At 61.0% G+C, this 18,054-nt stretch carries 7 protein-coding genes and 1 pseudogene; 1 reads left to right on the top strand and 7 read right to left on the bottom strand.

Annotation, left to right across the window (positions count from 1 at the left end; all coding sequences use genetic code 11):
* Window positions 1-17: 17 nt before the first annotated feature.
* From CKW29_RS06360 to CKW29_RS06335, 6 genes are all read right to left on the bottom strand, one after another.
* Complete coding sequence (locus tag CKW29_RS06360) at window positions 18-7,541, bottom strand: type I polyketide synthase (RefSeq protein ID WP_095148106.1); 7,524 nt, start codon at window positions 7,539-7,541, stop codon at window positions 18-20.
* Window positions 7,542-8,113: 572 nt separating this feature from the next.
* Complete coding sequence (locus tag CKW29_RS06355; RefSeq protein WP_095143162.1) at window positions 8,114-8,773, bottom strand: HAD family phosphatase; 660 nt, start codon at window positions 8,771-8,773, stop codon at window positions 8,114-8,116.
* Complete coding sequence (locus CKW29_RS06350; RefSeq protein WP_095143161.1) at window positions 8,770-9,798, bottom strand: ABC transporter ATP-binding protein; 1,029 nt, start codon at window positions 9,796-9,798, stop codon at window positions 8,770-8,772. The genes CKW29_RS06355 and CKW29_RS06350 overlap by 4 nt, the downstream gene beginning before the upstream one ends.
* Window positions 9,799-9,807: 9 nt before the next feature.
* Entirely contained in the window at window positions 9,808-10,578 is a 771-nt protein-coding gene (locus CKW29_RS06345) for an ABC transporter permease (RefSeq protein WP_095079514.1), read from the bottom strand.
* On the bottom strand, window positions 10,568-11,455 hold the full coding sequence (locus tag CKW29_RS06340; protein WP_095143160.1) for an ABC transporter permease subunit: 888 nt from the start codon (window positions 11,453-11,455) through the stop codon (window positions 10,568-10,570). The genes CKW29_RS06345 and CKW29_RS06340 overlap by 11 nt, the downstream gene beginning before the upstream one ends.
* A 175-nt stretch (window positions 11,456-11,630) precedes the next feature.
* The gene (locus CKW29_RS06335) at window positions 11,631-12,686 is read right to left on the bottom strand and encodes an ABC transporter substrate-binding protein (protein WP_095148105.1); all 1,056 of its coding nucleotides are present in this window, start codon (window positions 12,684-12,686) and stop codon (window positions 11,631-11,633) included.
* 377 nt (window positions 12,687-13,063) lie between these two features.
* On the opposite strand from CKW29_RS06335, the gene CKW29_RS06330 reads away from it, so the two are divergent.
* Complete coding sequence (locus CKW29_RS06330) at window positions 13,064-13,801, top strand: UTRA domain-containing protein (protein WP_095143158.1); 738 nt, start codon at window positions 13,064-13,066, stop codon at window positions 13,799-13,801.
* A gap of 285 nt (window positions 13,802-14,086) precedes the next feature.
* Here CKW29_RS06330 and CKW29_RS06325 read toward each other — a convergent pair.
* Window positions 14,087-18,028, bottom strand: a pseudogene (locus CKW29_RS06325) (beta strand repeat-containing protein); the annotation flags it as partial.
* Between the last annotated feature and the right edge of the window lie 26 nt (window positions 18,029-18,054).

The following is an 18,054-nucleotide window of genomic DNA, read 5'->3' as shown; positions in this document are numbered from 1 at the left end:
TATCACTCAATCAAACATCACTCAATCAATCGGTTGGGTGCCGCGGCTCTGTCGGCCAGTTCGGCGTTCATCTCGGCCATTTGCTCGCGGCTCAATTCGCTGCCGTGGCGAGCCAGTACGTTCTCGGCCAGGGCCACAGGCGCCGGGGCTTCATCAGCCCCCGCTTCACCGCGCAGCAGGTCAAGAATGCGCACACTGAGCTTGTCGATGCTGGAACTCTCGCTGAGCTCCATCACCGGCAGGCGAACGCCGAAGCGCTCTTCCAGCGCCACCACCAACTCGACGCTCATCAACGAGTCCAGCCCCAGTTCCTGCAACGGACGCTGGGAGTCCAGGCGGGCCGCCGGCAGCCGGAGGATCTCGCAGACCTCGTGCTTGAGCAATTCGACGAAACGCTCCAGTAGCTGCTCGTCATCAAGCTCGAGCAGCATGCGCTGGATGTCCTCGGCGTCATTGTCGTCGTCCTGATCCCCGCCGTGGGCGCGGACCAGTTCCTGGAAACGCGGGGTCGCCGCGCTCGGCAGGAAGCGCGACAAAGCCTTCCATTCCAGCTCCAGCACACCGATGCCGTCATCACCACCGAGCAGCATCTGCTCCAGGTGCGCCAGGGCCACGTCGGCCCGCAGCGCAGCACCGCCCATGCGGCTTTGCAGGGCGTCCTTGATCTGCTCGTTACGGGCCAGGAAGCCCACGTCGTCGATGGCGCCCCAGAGTACGGCCGTGGCGGCCAGGCCTTGACCGCGACGATGGCGGGCCAGGGCTTCGAGCCAATGGTTGGCCGCGACGTAGTTGGCTTGGCCGGGGTTGCCGAACAGGGTGGTGGCCGAGGAGAACATCACGAAGAAGTCCAACGGCAACTCACGGGTCAGTTCATGCAGGTATTGCGCACCCTTGGCCTTGGGCTCCAGCACGCGCTGCAGTTGCTCGGCGTCGAGGTTGCGGATCAGACCGTCGTCGATCACCGTCGCCGCGTGCACCAGGCCGCGCAGCGGATACGGGCTGGCGGCGATGCGCTGGAACACGCCTCGCAGCTGCTGCACATCGGTGATGTCGCACGCCAGCGCCTGCACATCGATGCCCAGGGCCTGCCAGGCCGCCAGGCTCGGCTGAGCCTCGACACTGGCCGGGCCACGACGACCGAGCAGCACTAAGTGCCGGGCGCCCTTGTCCACCAGCCATTGGGCGGTGCGCAAGCCGAAACCGCCCAGGCCACCCGTGACCAGGTAGGTCGCCTCGCCACTGAGTTGCAGCTGTTGCAACGGCTGTTCGCGGGTTTCCACCAACTGCTCGATCGGGTTGCCATAGGTCACCACGATCTTGCCGATCTGCCGCGCCTGCTGCATGTAGCGGAATGCCTCGACCACATGGTTGGCATCAAATTCGCGGAATGGCAGCGGATGCAAAATGCCCTGCTCGAACAGCGCCATCATTTGCCCGAACAAACGCCGCGTGAGGTCCGGACGCTCGCTCATCAACTGGTCGGCGTCGATGCCGAAGTAGCTGATGTTATTGCGGAACGGCCGCAGGCCAATCCGGGTGTTCTGGTAAAAGTCGCGCTTGCCCAGTTCCAGGAAGCGACCGAACGGCTTGAGCACCCGCAGGTTGCGGTTGATCGCCTCGCCAGCCAGGGAGTTGAGGACCACGTCGACGCCACGGCCACCGGTCACGGCCAGCACTTCGTCGGCGTAGGCCAGGGAGCGGGAGTCGAACACCTTGTCGACACCGAGCAGGCGCAGGAAGTCGCGTTTCTCGTCGCTGCCGGCGGTGGCGTAGATCTCTGCACCGCACCACTTGGCGATCTGGATCGCAGCAATGCCGACGCCGCCGGCTGCGCCGTGGATCAGCACCTTTTCGCCCGGCTCCAGCCGCGCCAGATGATGCAGGGCGTAGTACACGGTGAAGAAGGTGCTCGGGATGGTGGCCGCCGCTTCGAACGACATGCCTTCCGGGATCCGCGCCACGGCATTGGCGTTGGTCACCAAACGGTTGGCGAAACTGCGTGGGCCGAAACCCACCACACGGTCGCCCGGGGCGAAATCGCCGAGCACTGCGGCGCCCTTGCCGTGGACCACGCCGGAGAATTCAAAGCCCATGGTCGGACCGGAGAAACCGTTCTCGATGGCTTCATCGGACAACAGGCCGAGGGCGAACATCACGTCACGGAAGTTCAGGCCGGTGGCGCGTACCTCAATGTCCAGCTCGTCCGCAGCCGGCGGCGTCAGCGCCCGGGCTTCCCAACGCAGGTTGCGCAATTGCCCCGGCAAATCAAAGCCCAGGCTGATACGCGTGTCGCCATCGCGAGCGACACCGTGTTGCTCTTGCAGAACACGCAAGCGTGGCACATAACGCTGACCGTCGGCACTGATCGCCAGTTCGGTCTCGGCATCGGCGTGCAGCAGCGCCGGGATCAGGCTGACAATCGGCGCCTTGAAGGCCAGGTCGAGCAGCCGGATGCGGCAGCTGGCGGACTCGTTCGCCAGGGTCCGGCCAAAGCCCCAGAACGCGGCATCGGCGATGGCGTCGACGTCTGTCGCCGTATCGGCACCATAGAAGTGACCGGCCGCACCACGGGTCAGCAGCCAGCATGACGGGGCCATGCCCAACGACTCGCACGCCTGGACCAGCGCGGCGGCCTGCAGGCAACGAGCACCCTGGGCATCCAGCCCCTGGTCGCCGTCGAAACCGACCAGGTGCAGCACCTGCTCCGGCGCCTGATCCAGGGCGGCCAGTTGTTGCGCCAAGGCCCGGGCATCGCCCGGAACCAGCAGGCTGACCTGCTGGCCTTGCTCACGCAGGGCCTGGGCCAACGCTTCAGCAGCGCCCTGCCCGGCCTCGGCCAGCAGCGCCCAGCGCTGTGGCGCTGTCTCGCCCCGCGGGCTCATCGCGCCCGCCGGTTTATCGGCCAGTAGCAGGTAACTGCCACAGGCAGTGCCCGGCAAGGCTTCAAGGGTGTGTGTCAGGGTCAAGCCGTGGCGTTGCACTTCATGCTGCCAGAACTGCGGACGCTGCTGGCGTGACAACGCCTGCTCCGGGCCGGCCAGCCACCAGTCGGCCTGGGCACCGAACACGAAGTCGGCCCAGCGCGCCGGATGTTGTGCCAGCAACGCCAGCTGCCCGTGAGGGTTGAGCTGGCTCGCCGCCTGACGCAGGGCTTCGCCCACGGTATCCAGGGCGGCCAGGTCGGTCGGCATGAGCACCCAGTCGTAGCCGCTGCCCTGCGCCAATTGATCAAAGCCCAGGACATCCAGGGCCGGGCAATCAACGCGCAGCATTTGCGCCAGTTCCGGCTCTTGCACGCAATAGCTGTAATCGACACGATCGAAATCGATCCCGGCGTACAACGACTCGGCGAAGGATGGCCCGCCAAAGCCCAGTTCCAGCACCCGCAGGCGCTGCCCGGCCGGCAATGCCGCCAGGCGCTGGGCGAGGGTTTCGCGCAGACCGGCAAGCACGCGCTGCTGACCGGACGCCCCCAGCACCAGACGCAACAGGTTGGCGCCGCTGGTTTCCCTCGGCAGCAATTGCTCAAGGGGCTGACGACCGTCGAGCAATGCCTGCAAATGGCGGCCGATACGACCCACCGAATGAATGATCTGGAAGTGTTCCGGGTAGCTCTGGAACAGCTCCTGCCAGATGGCCTCGGACGCTGGGCGCTCGCCCGTCTCGACAACGTGCCAGGTGCAGTCGGCATCGCGGCTCAGGCTGCCGTCTTCCAGGCCATGACGCAGCAGCGTCGACAGGTAGTCGCTCGGCACGCCGTCCTGCTGCGACCACAGGGCAACCTGCTCGGCGCTCAAATGGCCACCGGCCTGGTCGATCAGGTCCAGCACGAAGCTTGAACACAGGGCATCGAGCAGCGGCTCGACCTCATTGAGGTAACGGGCCTGCACCGGCTCGTCACCCAGCCCTTGCAGATGAGCGGCCAGCGGAGTGCTGCCATGCGCTTCACGCAGTACGGGCACCACCTGACCTGGCGCGGCGAGGCCGACATGGGCCAGGCGCTTGATGTCGCCAGAGCGGTCGCGCTGCAAGCGCACCCCACGGAAACGGGCATCCTTGATAAACAGCACGGCGTCGCCCGCGGCGTCGTACAGGGTGAAGTCCACCAGCAACGAATGCTCGGTGCGCTTGAGCTGCCGCACCTCGGCCAGGCACGGCACACCACCGGCCTTGGCAAAGGCAATGCGACCAAGCTTGACCGGAATGAACGCCAGGCCTTTGTTGCTACCCGGCTGGCCGACCAGCAACTCGGTGATCAACTGGAATGCACCATCGAGCAAGGCCGGGTGCAGGTGCAGCGCGGCCAGCTCATGGGTGATGGCGTCAGGTACGCTCAGTTGCGCAAGGACGCGCGTCGGCTCGACCCACACCGCCGCCACGGCCTGGTAGGCCGGGCCATAGTTCAGGCCGACCGCACGGGTCAGCGCCAGGTGCTGCTCACCCGTGAAGTCCGCCGGGCGTTGCGGCAGCGCCGGGGCACGACCGCCGAGCATCACGCCACGGGCTTCGCCAGGCAGGCGGGCGACCACGTGCTGCACCCACTCTTCACGCTGGGCCAGGCTGCGGGACGTGATGTGCAGGGTGCCATCGGCTTCCTCGATGCTGACCCGGATCTTCTTGCTGCCTTCGTGCCCCAGCAGCAGCGGGTTATGAATTTCCAGCTCTTCGATGTCGACGAACTCGCCCGGCTGGTGCAACAAGGCCACGGCCAGTGCCAGCTCGGTGAAACCGGCGCCGGGGAACAGCACCGCGTCACCGACCTTGTGGTCGCCCAGGGTCGGGAACAGTTGCGTGTCGAGGCGGTTTTCCCAGGTCAGGGTGCGGTCGGGCAGCGGGTAGCCCAGCAACGGATGCACACGCTCGCGTTGCAGCACACCGAACGACTCGGCGCTGACGGGCAACTGGAAATGCTCGCGCTGCCAGGCGTAGTTCGGCAGACGCAGGTTGTTACCGGCCACCGGGAAATGGGCCTGCCAATCCGGCTCGGCACCGGCAATCAGCAGCCTGGCGACGCAACGCTCCAGCAGCGCAGGGCTGTCGTCCTTGCGCTGCAGCGTGGCAAGCACTTGACCGGGCAGCTCGCGCTGGGTCAGGGCATCGGTCACATAAGAGCGCAGGATCGGGTGCGGACCGACTTCGACGAACAGGTTGAAACCCCGCTCCAGCAGCGCGTCCATCGCGCCCTGGAACAACACCGGGAAGCGGATGTTCTGCCACCAGTAACGGCTGTCCAGACGCTGACCGTCCAGTTCGCCACCCACTACCGTGGAGTAAAAAGGAATGCGACCGCTGCACGGACGAATGTGAGCCAGGTCGGCGATGACCTGTTGCTCGATCGGATTCATTGCCGGGGAGTGGAAGGCGTAGTCCAGGTCCAGGCGACGAACGAACACCTGACGCTCGGTCAGCACCTGCTCCAGCTCGGCCAGGGCCTCGACGGGACCTGCAACCGTGGCGCCACGGGCGCTGTTTTCGCCCGCCACCACCAGACGGTCGTCCAGGCCCAGTTCCACCAGCACGCTCGCGGTGGCTTCGCCCGACAGCCCCACGGCGGCCATCTTGCCGTTGCCGCGGGTCAGCCCTTGCAGGCGACTGCGATGGAAGATCACCTGGGTGGCATCTTCCAGGCTCAGGGCGCCACTGGCCCAGGCTGCCGCCACTTCGCCAACGCTGTGGCCGATCACGGCCGCCGGATGGAAACCCTGTGCCGCCAGCACGCGGGTGACCGCGACTTGCAGGGCGAACAGCGCCGGCTGAGCGATCTCGGTGCGCACATAACGGTCATCGCCGTTTTCGCCCAGCAGTTCGGCGCGCAACGAATAGCCCGCCAATGGCTGGAACAGCCCGTCGACCTCGGCCACCGCCGCTTCGAACAGCGGGTGGCCGAGCATTGCCCGGCCCATGCCCTGCCACTGCGAACCGTTGCCGGAATAGACGAACACCGGGCCCTGAACCTTGTCCAGCGCCTGGCCGACCTCGACCACCGAGCTCAGTTCGCTGAGGCTCGGGTCCTGAGCATAGTCCGCCAGGGCCTGGGCGGCCTCGGCCGGATCGGAGCCGATCAACAGCAAGCGATGCGGGTGCGCGTCACGACGGAACATGGCCTGGTAGGCCACATCGTAGTAAGCGGCCTGCGGGTGCGCCGCCAGGTAGTCGGCGAACCCCGAAGCCGTGGCGCGCAGGCCTTCGGCATCCTTGGCACTGAGCAACAACGGCAGGCGCCGGGCCTGTGTCGGCGCAGCGGCCGCAGGCACGGACTCGACGCTCTGCAAAATCACGTGGGCGTTGGCACCACCGAAACCGAATGAGTTGATACCGACGGTCAACTGCCCTTCGGCTTTGAGCGCACGGTTTTCAGTAACGACCTGCAGGTTCAGATCGGCAAACGCGATGTTCGGATTGAGCGCCTCGACCCCGATGGTCGCAGGGACCTCCCGCTGGATCAGGCAGTTGAGGGCCTTCATCAATCCGGCTACGCCAGAAGCGGCTTCGAGATGACCGAGGTTGCTCTTGATCGAACCGATGGGCAGCGGATTACCCGCCCCCCGGGCCTGGCCCAGGGCCTCGCCGATGGCGCGGGTCTCGATCGGGTCGCCGACTGCCGTGCCGGTACCGTGGGCTTCGAGGTAGTCGAGTCGGGACGGATCGATCCCGGCCTTGGCATAGGTGCTCTTGAGCAGCGCCGCCTGTGCATCGGCACTGGGCAAGGTCAGGCTCGACTTGCGACCGTCGGTGTTCACGGCGCTGGCAGCAACCACCGCCAGGATCGGGTTGCCGTCGGCCACGGCCTGATCGTAATCCTTGAGCAGGAACAGACCGCCGCCCTCGGAGCGCGCGTAACCGTCACCGTTCTGATCGAAGGATTGGCAACGCCCGGTACGCGACAGCATCGAGGCCTTGGCGAAAATCATGAAGCCGAACGGGTGCATGTGCAGGCTGATGCCGCCAGTCACCGCCTGATCGATATCGCCGCTGATGATCGCCTGGCAGGCCTGGTGAAAGGCCACCAGCGAAGACGAGCACGCGGTGTCGATCGCCATGCTCGGGCCACGCAGGTCGTAGAAGAACGACAGGCGGTTGGCGGCAATGCTCATGGTGTTGCCAGTGGCCGTGGCGGCATCGATCGACGCCAGGTCTTCCACCAGGCGATAGGCCTGCTCGACACCGGCGATCCCCAGGTACACACCGCAATTGCTGCCGCGCAGGCTCGAGGGCTTGATGCCCGCGTTCTCGAAGGTTTCCCAGCACATTTCCAGGAGGAAGCGCTGTTGCGGGTCCATCACCGCCGCTTCCCGTGGCGAGATGTTGAAGAAGCCCGCATCGAAGGCACTGATGTCGCCCAGGCTACCGGCGGCAAAGGTATAACTGGTGGCCGGGTTGGCTTTATCCGGGTGCAGGAATTCGGCGTGATCCCAGCGCGAGGCGTCGACCTGGGTCACCAGGTCCCGCCCTGCCATCAGGTTCTGCCAGAAATTGCTGGTCGTGGAACCGGGGAAACGAAAAGAACAACCAACAATTGCTACCTGTCTAGGCTTTGTCAAAATCCATTCCTTTAAAACACTACCGAACACCGTCCCATCCAGCGGACAGCCGCATGCCTGGCCGATATATTTTGGGCAAGTCGTTAAACGTTACCTGAGGATTATTCTGTGATCTGGAGGTTACCTTGCCAAGCACCTGTGGAAAGCAAGACAAGTCACCTAAACGCTGGGCGTAGGAAGTCTGCAGAAAATATGTCGGGATAATACGCGGTCTGGACGGCCAGGGAAAACCCTAAGCGGTGGTTGCTGCGTGAAATGTTCGAGATGGTTCACATGACAAGATGCTGTCGGGCGTCAGCCCGCAGATCGCCGGCTGAGCGTCACTTGCCACATTCGGCCAAGAAACGCCCCTTCGCAGCCGCCTGATGGCACTCAAGCGTTCAAGTCTGGCCAGGCACGAACCCGTACACCCTCGTGCCCGCCGCTATTCAGAGATCCCTGCCCTATCGACGCCACCAGGGTTAGCCCAGGTACCGGCAGGCCCGTCGCCTTGTGGCGCAACAAAGCATCGGAACGCAACTGGATTAACAGCATGCCGCCCCCTGGGCCTGACCCGTGACGCTGTGCTCATGTTACGTCAACTGCCAGTCATACTGTCGCCATTGATGCTGGTCGCTGACCTGTTTCAGCGCTGGCGCGGGGTTGACGACGCACGCATGCTGGACCACATGCAATAGCGGCAAGTCATTCACCGAGTCACTGTAGCCATAGCTGCCTTGCAAGCTGTTGCCATGGATCTGCAGCCACGCCTGCAAGCGTTCTACCTTGCCTTCCCGAAAACTGAGCACCCCTTCGGTTGCGCCGGTAAAGCTGCCTGCTACCTGCTCAAGTTCGATGGCGATCACCTCGTCCACGCCCAGCATGGCGGCGATACGGCGGACAATAAAGTCAGCCGTGGCCGAGATGATCAAAAGTTTGTTTCCCTGTTGACGATGCCACTCAATTTGTCGACGCGCGGCTGGAAATATGCGCGTGGAAATCATGCTGGAGACAAAGTCATCAGCCCATCGCTCCACTTCGCTGACGGCCACTCCAGACAACGGCTGGAGCGTAAAGTCCATGTACTGCGCCATGGACAGTTCGCCCAGATGATAGGCCTGCATCATCGCCTGCTCGGTGACCAGCATGTCGGCGGCTGCCACTCCGCGCTTCACCAGATAGCGCAGCCAGAGACTGGAGCTATCGCAATCGATAAGGGTGTCGTCCATGTCAAAAATAGCCAGCGTCGTCATGCGACCTCCTGCAGTTCTTCACGATTGAACAGCAGGTCGAGCTGCGCGCCTGCCGGTAGCAAGGATGCAGAACTGCGATTGAGCAGATCGACCATCAACGAACAGCCTTGCGCATCGACGTGATAACGGATGACGTTGCCGAGCAGTTGATGGTGACGTACCGTGGCGCGGCACGGTGCGCCCAGATGCGGGCCATAGCTGCGACCGGCTTGCGCCACATGGATCGCTTCCGGCCGGATTGCCAGTTGCCCTTGTATGTGCAGACCAAGCAGTCGTTGCGCCTGGCTGGCATCCAGCAGGTTGTAGCTGCCCATGAAACGCGCGACAAAACCATTGGCCGGACGTGTGTAGATGGTCTCGGCGCTGCCTTCCTGCACGATGCGACCACCATCCATGACGATGATGCGATCGGACAGCATCAGCGCTTCTTCCTGATCGTGGGTCACGAAAATGGTCGTCAGTTTCAGCTGCGACTGGATCCGCCTGATCTCTTCCTGCAGGTGCTTGCGGATGCGTGCATCCAGCGCCGACAGCGGTTCATCCAGCAGCAGGATGCGTGGCCGTACCACCAATGCCCGTGCCAGGGCGACTCGCTGACGCTGGCCGCCGGAGAGTTGGCTCACGAATTTGTTCTCGTGCCCCTGCAATTCCACCAGGCTCACCGCTTCGGCCACGCGCTGCAAGGTTTCCTCGACACAGACGCCCTGCATGTTCAGGCCAAAGGCAATATTGCCCGTCACCGTCAGGTTCGGAAACAACGCATAGCTCTGGAATACCATGCCGATGCCACGTTTCTGCGGAGCAACATGGGTAATGTTATTCCCCGCCACATGGATCTGACCGCCATCAACCTCAGTCAAACCTGCGATACAGCGCAACAAGGTCGACTTGCCGCAACCGCTGGGGCCGAGCAGGGTCAATAGTTCGCCTTCCTTGATAGTGAAATTGATGTCGTCAAACACCCGGGTCTTGTCCGAGCTTTTGCCGAAAGATTTAGATAACTTGGAGACTTCAAGATAATTCATCGCACTGTCCTATCGGCTCAAGCGGGTGGCGATCCAGGTCACGCCCAGCGTAAATATGAAATAACTCATCACCACGGCACTCACAAAATGGCCACTGGTGGAGCGCACGGAATAGAGATAGACGTTCAAGGTTTCGTAACGGCTGCCAACCAATATGTTGGCGAACACGAACTCGCCCAGCAGGAAGGAGAAAGAGAGAAACAAGGCGGCCATCAATCCCTTGCGGATATTCGGCAAGACCACCCGTAGAAAAGCAGCGGGAGTACTTGCCCCCAGCAGATGCGCCGCATCCATCAGGTCGCGCACGTTCAGCCCTTGCAGACCATTGGCGAGTGCCCGGTACATGAACGGCAGAACAATTGTGAAATAACACCCTATCAGTACCCACGGCGTGCCAATCAGCGGTAACGGGCCGTCGGCATAAATCTGCAACAGGCCCACCGACGACACCACAGGCGGCACCGCGAACTGGATCAGAATCAGGATGTTCATCCATCGATCCAAGTGCGGAAAATAATAGAACACGACAAAGGTGGCAGGCACGATGACCACTGTGCTGAAGACCAATGTGCCCAGTGCAATCAACAAGGAATGACTAAATGCGCTCAAGAAGCGCGGCTCTTGCCACAACTTGAGATACCAGTCGAACGTCAGCCCATCGGGTAATATCGTTGCACCCCAATGTTGGGAAAATGAATAAACCAGGGTCGCCAGAACAGGGACACTGAGTAGAGCCATCAAGCCATACAGCACGAACTGGTGATAACGGTTAGTGTGCATGGTAGCTTCTCTTCATCAAGAACTGGTTGACCATCGCCACGAACACCAGCATCGCCACCAGAAGCACGGACAGTGCTGCCGCCAGATTCGGTTCCAGAGAAATGTCCCCAGCGACCAGGCTGGAAATCCGGATGGTGACCAGGTTGTAGTTGGAGGTCATCAGTGCGTACGCACTGGCATACGCCCCCATGGCATTGGCCAACAACAAAATGAACGTACCGAAAATCGCCGGCATCAGCACCGGCAACGCAACCCGGCGCCAGTAACTGGCGCGACTGGCACCCAGCAAGGAGGCGGCCTCTTGCCAATCGTCCTGCAGCGCATCAAAGGCTGGATAGAGCAACAGTACCGCCAGCGGTATCTGGAAATAGCTGTAAATCAGCGTCAGCCCAGTCTGCGTGTATAGATCAAAATCAGTCAGCCAACCCCATCGCCGCAAGAGCAACGTCACGGCACCATTGGTTCCCATCACGATAATGAAGGCGAATGCCAATGACACCCCACTCAGGTTGCCCGTCATGTTGGTGAATGCCACCGTTATGTCGCGAACCGTGCAATCCACCCGCTTCAACGAAGCGGCGGCCACCAGCGCGATGGCTAATCCAATCAAGCTGGAGCAGACGGAAACCCAGAGGCTGTTGCCAAAGGCCTGACGGTAAAACGGGGAACTCAGGATTTCACTGAAGTTCGCCAGCGACCATGCGCCATCAACCTGCACGCTGTTGATCAGCAGCCATGCTGTCGGCGCCAGTGAAAACAACGCCAATACACATAACAAGGGCAGCAGGACCAGCGCCGCCCGCCAGTGGCGAAAGCGTGGAGAAAGCCGGGTGTCGATGGTCACTGGGGTGGCCAGCGGGTTCGATGCAACTGTCATACAACTAGCAACTCCGTGTTCCTTGGGTTTTGATAAGTGATAGCGGGGCACCGCGGCAGTAAAGCTTTAGTGCGGCCAATGCCCCGAACACTCCTCTCATGGCCACCTCTAAAAACCGTAGTGAACGAGCAACGTGCGCGCAGTGGTTTGTAGAGGCGGCCTAACGCCCTTGGCATTACTTGTTATAAATCATGACTTGCTCTTGCCACTGGCGCGGTATGGCCTTGGTGGTCCCCTCCCACGCCACGAAGTCCTGGATCGGTTTGGCGTTGTTATATTGCGCAGCAGGCAACATCTTGTCCTTTACATCCTGTGGCAGGACCACGTCGCTACGAATCGGACGCGCGAAACCACGGGCCAGGTTAATCTGGCCGGCATCGCTGAAGATGTATTCACGCACCAGTTTGGCGGCGTTCGGATGCTGCGCGTATTTGTTGATCAGGGTTGAATAGCCGGCACTCACACTTCCATCTTCGGGAATGGAGACCGTGAACAAGGATGGGTCAATCTTTTCGCGGTAACCCAATGAGGTGAAGTCCCATAACAGCGCGACCTCCACTTCACCTTTTTCCAGGTTGGCAATACTCGCATCGGTCATGGAGAGCCGCCCTTGTTTAGCCAGTTCGGCAAACAACTTATACGCAGGTTGCAGATTCTTTTCGTTGCCGCCATTGGCAATCGCGGCTGCCAGCAGCGCACTGTTGGCCTGCGCCGAAACACCTACTTCGCCTACGGTCACCTTATAGTTGCCTTTGAGCAAATCGCCCCAGGTCTTGGGCGGATTCTTGACCAGCTTATTGTTGCTGATGAAGGAAATGGTCCCGCTATAAGCCACGACCCAATGACCGTCTTCGTCTTTGGCCCACGCCGGAATGTCGTCCCAGTTGGTCGGCTTGTAGGCTTGGGTTACACCCTTCCTGACGGCAATCGGGCCGAACGATTGGCCAACGTCGCCGATGTCGCCTGATGCGTTCGTTTTCTCAGCTTCGAATTTGGCGATTTCCTGCCCGGAACTCATGTCGGTATCCAGGTGTACCAGGCCATATTTTTGCGTGATCTGGGCCCAGGTATCTTTCCAGTTCGCCCAGTTATCCGGCATCCCCAGACTATTAACCGCGCCTTCCTTTTTGGCTGCGGCGACTAAAGCATCCATGTCCTGCTGCGCATACGCAGCAGGAACTGCAATCGACAAGGCACTTGCAAGCAAACTCGTAATCAGGATTTTTTTCATGATTTAGCCGTGTGGTATAGACCAGATTGGGGCGGAAACTGGATACTACCCAGAGGAAATGACCGAAATATGACACTCGGGATGCTGGGACACTGCCCCCAATGCGATGAGATATGCGCAATGCAACAGGGCTGTCGTTACTGTCGATGCCACGCTCGTGGCGCGCCTGGCTCGACCAGAAACAAGAAAGGCAAGCGCTATCCCAAGGTGCACCAGAACGCGAACGCGGACGACAGTCGAGCCCCCGTCGCGGGAGATCAAACGTCAGGGAGGTAGTGGGCCAGGTGTGCCCGAAGAGCATCAGTTGAGCGTCGTAAAGGGAATGAAATCATTAACTGGGATAACATCAGCGCTCGAAAATCATCCAGACCTTCACCGTGACAAAAAAAATCACCACCCAAGCTGCCACCATCCATCACGCCCTGGCAACGCAGATCATCGATGGCACGCTGGCGTCCGGTAGCAAGCTCCCTTCCGAGCGAGAGCTGAGCGAACTGTTTTCCACAACCCGCATTACGCTCAGAGAAGCCCTGCAAAGAATGGAGGCGCAAGGATCGATCTATCGGGAAAGCAGGCGTGGCTGGTTTGTTACCCCACCCCGACTGGTGTACAACCCCTTCACACACTCACTGTTCCACCAGATGGTCGAAAGCCAGGGACGCAAGGCGATCACACAGGTCATGTCGACCAGTACGGAATTGGCGAGCCCGGAGTTGTGCCTGAAGTTGGCGGTGCCGCCGTTAAGCAGGCTGCACTGTATACGCCGCCTGCGTTCAGTCGATGGGCGCCCTGTGATGTTTGTAGAACATTATCTGAAACCCGAGTTTTTCCCGGACATATTGAAACTGGACCTGAGTCAGTCGCTGACATTGATTTACCGAAAGCACTATGACATCCATTGCGGCCGCGCGACTTTTGATATTTACCCGACGGCGGCACAGGCCAGCGTGGCGAATTACCTCAATCTGCCAGAAGGCAGCCCGCTGCTAATGATCATTCGCGTCAACTACGATCAACATGGACAGATACTTGATTGCGATCGCGAGTTCTGGCGTCATGACGCAGTCCGAATCACCATGGATAGCCAGGCGCTGCATTCCGACAAGGTCGCTTAACCATTCTCATGGTTGAACGAATGATACATCCGGCCCCCCTCTATTAGAGCTGACAGAACGTTCACTTACCCGCTGAGCCTCGAGACTCATTGTTCTGATCAAGTATCGTTTCCCGGAACAACAGAAACGCCACATAAAAGATCAGTCTCAATCAATTTCGAAAAAAGCCGAAATGAATCGCTCCGGGTGGAATGCCGAGAAAAACACCTCGCACAGACCCCATCGCAAATTTATCCGCAATGGGGTCTGCAACCGCGTAGCAACGTGCGGCCAGCAGCAAAAACATCATACCGTCAGGATAAAGTCCGCCTGGTCGATACCTTCACTGCTAACACCGACAAGGCGAATAGACTCCACTCCGATCCCAATCACCGTGTCCGCCCCGTCAGCCGCAATGCTCACGTTGGTAGCGAACGTCTCGCTGCTGATCCCCAGCCCCGCGATATTGAGCAAGTCCTGCCCTCCGGTCGGATTGGCGTCAAAGCCCTGGATCGAGTCGTTGCCAAAGCCCGAAGCAGCAAACACAAAGGTATCGTTGCCGAGGCCGCCGTCGAGCGTGTCGTTGCCCAGCCCGCCGAGGAACAGATCGTCACCCGCGCCGCCGACCAGAATGTCATTGGCCAGGCCGCCCAGCATCGTGTGGTTTGCCGCCGCGGCATCGTAGGCCAGCTCACTGCCGCTGCCCTCGGCGTTCGCCTGCAAGCCCGCCGCCGCGTATTGGTCACTCAGCGCGACCTGCGTCACATGCACGCCGTCGCTCACGATCAGCATGCCGCCGGTGCCTGTGTCACTCGCTGCATAGGTGATCTGCGTATTGGCGCCGAACGCTATATCGCCAAAGTCCAGCGTGTCGCCCGTGGTAAAACCGCTGACGCTGCCACTGAACGCCGTCGACACATCGAGCTTGAGCGTACCTGCCGCGCCGCTGTCAAACGTCACGTGCTGATCGGAGGCAGCACCGAATTCGAGCATCGCCGAACCGCTGATAGTCGCACTTCCCGCGCCGCTGGCATCTGCGTGGATGATGATATTGCCATCGTTCGCCCACAGGCTACCGCTGTTGACGAGCGCGCTTTTAATCACCAGTCCGCCGCTGCCGCTGGCTTCCAGCACGCCCGTGTTGATGACGGCGCTGTTACCCGTATCGATCACCAGCGCATTGACGCCGCTGGCAAGGATCAGGCCTGCGTTGACCAGCATCATCTGCCCCGCTCCCAACTGGCCGGCACCCGAGATGGTGTTGTCGGCATTGGTGAGTACCGTGTCCGCGCTGCCACCAAAGATCACGTTTTGCGCGCTGTCGGACAGCACCACTTGCCCGCCACCGGTCAACGTCGCGCCGCGGAACAGGATCTCAAGATGGGTCCCGCTGCCGGTGGAGCCGAGCGTGATGGTGCCGCTGTTGTCGATGCTGCCACCGAACGGCATGATCGCGCCGTCGGCAATGGCGATGGTGCCCGTATTAGTCGTGACCGGGTCCACATCGAACAGTAAGTTGGCCCCGCTCAGCGCCGCCGCATCCACGCCTTTGACAGTAATCGTCTGGCCGGTGCTGATGCTGACCACGGCATTGCCGCTCGCGTCGTTGACGACACTCACATCCGCAAAATCGTTGACGCCCGTGAAGCCGATCAAGTCGATCTTGTCCGCCGCCGCATCGAAGTTGTGAATGACGTTGTTGCCGATCGGCTGGGCGAAGACGAACAGGTCGGCGCCACTGGAGCCGGTCAGGTTGTCGTTCACTGACAAAGCGAAGATCGGTGAGCCTGGAGCGTAGGCTTCTACGTTGTCGGAAACGAAGGTATTGCCAATGCTGCCATCGGCGTTGGTCCAGGTCATGCTGACGTCGAGCACCAGCGCGCCGGCAAAGTCAGTTGGCGTGGTCACCGTCAGTGAGCCGGGATCGTCGGTATGCACTGTCCAGCTACCGTCGCCGTTGTTGGTTCCGGCGTTCAGCGTCCAGCCTGACGGCATCCCTGTTATCGTCACCAGGATAGAGTCACTTGCGCCCACCGTCGGATCAGTCAGTGCAAGGTTGATAGCCTCTCCAGCGATCCCCGCTGGGGCAACTCCTGATCTCGTGCTTGTGTTACCCGCCAGGTCAGTCATGGTCACTGTGACATTGTGCCCTTCTATACTGTCTGAAGTTCCTAAAGCGGAGCTGGTATCGCCATCTATCGCCCAATTTCCATTGGTTGCAGTTCCATTCACCAGCACTAAAGAGAAGTCTGCGACAGGAGAAGTGGGATGGTTATCATGAACGGTCACCGACACCACGCCTGAACCTGAAGTGTCAGTCACACCTATTGTGAAAACATTGCTACCTGGAACGTAGTATCCGTTCCCCCCCCCAGCCCCCCCGACGGGTGCAACAGTATCGATTATCAATGTGCCGGTTGGATTGACGCCATTGGCTCCTGTAAGAATGGCATTGTTCCCCGCCGCATCTTTGATCGTCGCACCACCAAGCGTGAATGGGGACGCAGCCAGGGTAAGGTCGGCTGTATTTTGACCGGCCCCTACCGTGTAAGTGAACGTCAGCGTATTAGTGCCCGAGCCGCTCGCGTAGCTTGCCGTCCCGCCGGTGTTCAGGTTGAGCGTCGGCGAACCTGTGACCAGTACGACCTCGCTGAAAGTTACGCTCAGTGTCACCGTCTCAGTTGCCTTGAGCGTGCCATCGTTAGTGCCATAGCTGGTGCCCGTTACCGTCGGCGCCGTCGTGTCGTCGTTCGTGCCGTTGATAGTCACTGTCACTGTCTGTGTGTCAGACGCAGCAGTGTTGTCTGCGCTCTGCACCGTGTAAGTCAGCACCAGGGACTGGCCGACAGTGAGATAGTCGAACGCCTGTATGCCGGAGTCGAAGTTCCAGCTCAGGTTGTGCGCGTTGCCACTGTCAGCCGCCAGGCCGGAAGCAGGTGTTGCACTCAGCATGCTCAGCAGTTGTGCGTTCGTCAGGCCAAGCCCTGCAGTAGTGCCTGTTGCAACCACTCCTGTGATTGACGTGCTGATCGAATCTAATAGATCGACATCATTGACGCTCAGCGTACCGCTCGCGGTGAGCCCCGCATTAGTCTCCGTCAGCGTCGCGCTCGCACTGTCGCTCGTGACCAGATGGATATCCGGATCATCATTGGTGCCGGTGAGGGTGATGGTCACCAGCTGGGTGTCTACGCCGCCCAGGCCGTCGCTGACGTGCACCGTAAACACGTCATCATGACTCTCGCCAGCCTTCAGCGACTGCACCGCACTGGCGACACCATCGGTGCCATTGGCCAGCGTGTAGATCCACTTGCCGGTGTTGTCCACTGCGATCGAGCCGTAGGTGCCCGTATCCGTACCCGCAATGCTCCATGTCGCCGTGGCGTCATGATCGATGTCGGCCGAACTGAACTGGCCATTCACGCTGAGCGTGCCGTCTTCCTGTACCGCGCCGACATCATTACCCACCGCGAAGCTGAGCACTGGCGCATCGTTACTGCCGCTGACGGTGACGGTCACCAGCTGGGTGTCTACGCCGCCCAGGCCATCGCTGACTTGCACGCTAAACACGTCATCATGACTCTCGCCAGCCTTCAGCGACTGCACCGCACTGGCGACACCATTGGTGCCATTGGCCAGCGTGTAAGTCCACTTGCCGGTGTTGTCCACCGCGATCGAGCCGTAGGTGCCCGTATCCGCACCCGCAATGCTCCATGTCGCCGTGGCATCGTGATCGATGTCGACCGAACTGAACTGGCCATTCACGGTGAGCGTGGTGTCTTCCTGCACCGCGCCCGCATCATTGCCCGTCACGAAACTGAGCACTGGCGCGTCGTTGCTGCCGGTAAGGGTGATGGTGACGGTCTGCGTTGCCGAGGTCGCATTGCCCGCGCCGCTGTCGTCGCTGGCCACCACGGCGTAGGAGAAGCTGATGGTTTCGCCGGCGCGCAGGAAGTCCAGGTTCTGGCTGCTGCTGTAGTTCCAGCTGTCCTGATCGACCGAGAAACCCGCCACCAACGCTGCGGCCTGCGCCGCGTCGAGGGTACCGCCGCTCCAGGCGATGTCGTCGTTGGAGGTCTGGCTGACCGTCACCACATCATTGCTGTCCAGGTCCGAGAAGCTCAGCACACCGCTGTCGCTCAGCGTGGCTGCGCCGTTGCCTTCGTTCATCGCACCGGTCGTGTCGGTGATCGTCAGTGTCGGCTGGTCGTTGGTGCCGGTAAGGGTGATCGTCACCGTCTGCGTCGCCGAGACCGCGTTAGCCGCGCCGCCTG

The organism is Pseudomonas sp. Irchel s3a18 (assembly GCF_900187535.1).
Lineage (GTDB): Bacteria > Pseudomonadota > Gammaproteobacteria > Pseudomonadales > Pseudomonadaceae > Aquipseudomonas.
Note: the sequence above shows the minus strand (reverse complement) of the source record. Positions and strands in the feature narration are given on the sequence as shown.

What these genes read in the sequence shown, in the direction of transcription:
- CKW29_RS06335 (WP_095148105.1), bottom strand. Translation starts at nt 12,686, where the DNA reads ATGAAAAAAATCCTGATTACGAGTTTGCTTGCAAGTGCCTTGTCGATT.
- CKW29_RS06345 (WP_095079514.1), bottom strand. Translation starts at nt 10,578, where the DNA reads ATGCACACTAACCGTTATCACCAGTTCGTGCTGTATGGCTTGATGGCT.
- CKW29_RS06340 (WP_095143160.1), bottom strand. Translation starts at nt 11,455, where the DNA reads ATGACAGTTGCATCGAACCCGCTGGCCACCCCAGTGACCATCGACACC.
- CKW29_RS06355 (WP_095143162.1), bottom strand. Translation starts at nt 8,773, where the DNA reads ATGACGACGCTGGCTATTTTTGACATGGACGACACCCTTATCGATTGC.
- CKW29_RS06350 (WP_095143161.1), bottom strand. Translation starts at nt 9,798, where the DNA reads ATGAATTATCTTGAAGTCTCCAAGTTATCTAAATCTTTCGGCAAAAGC.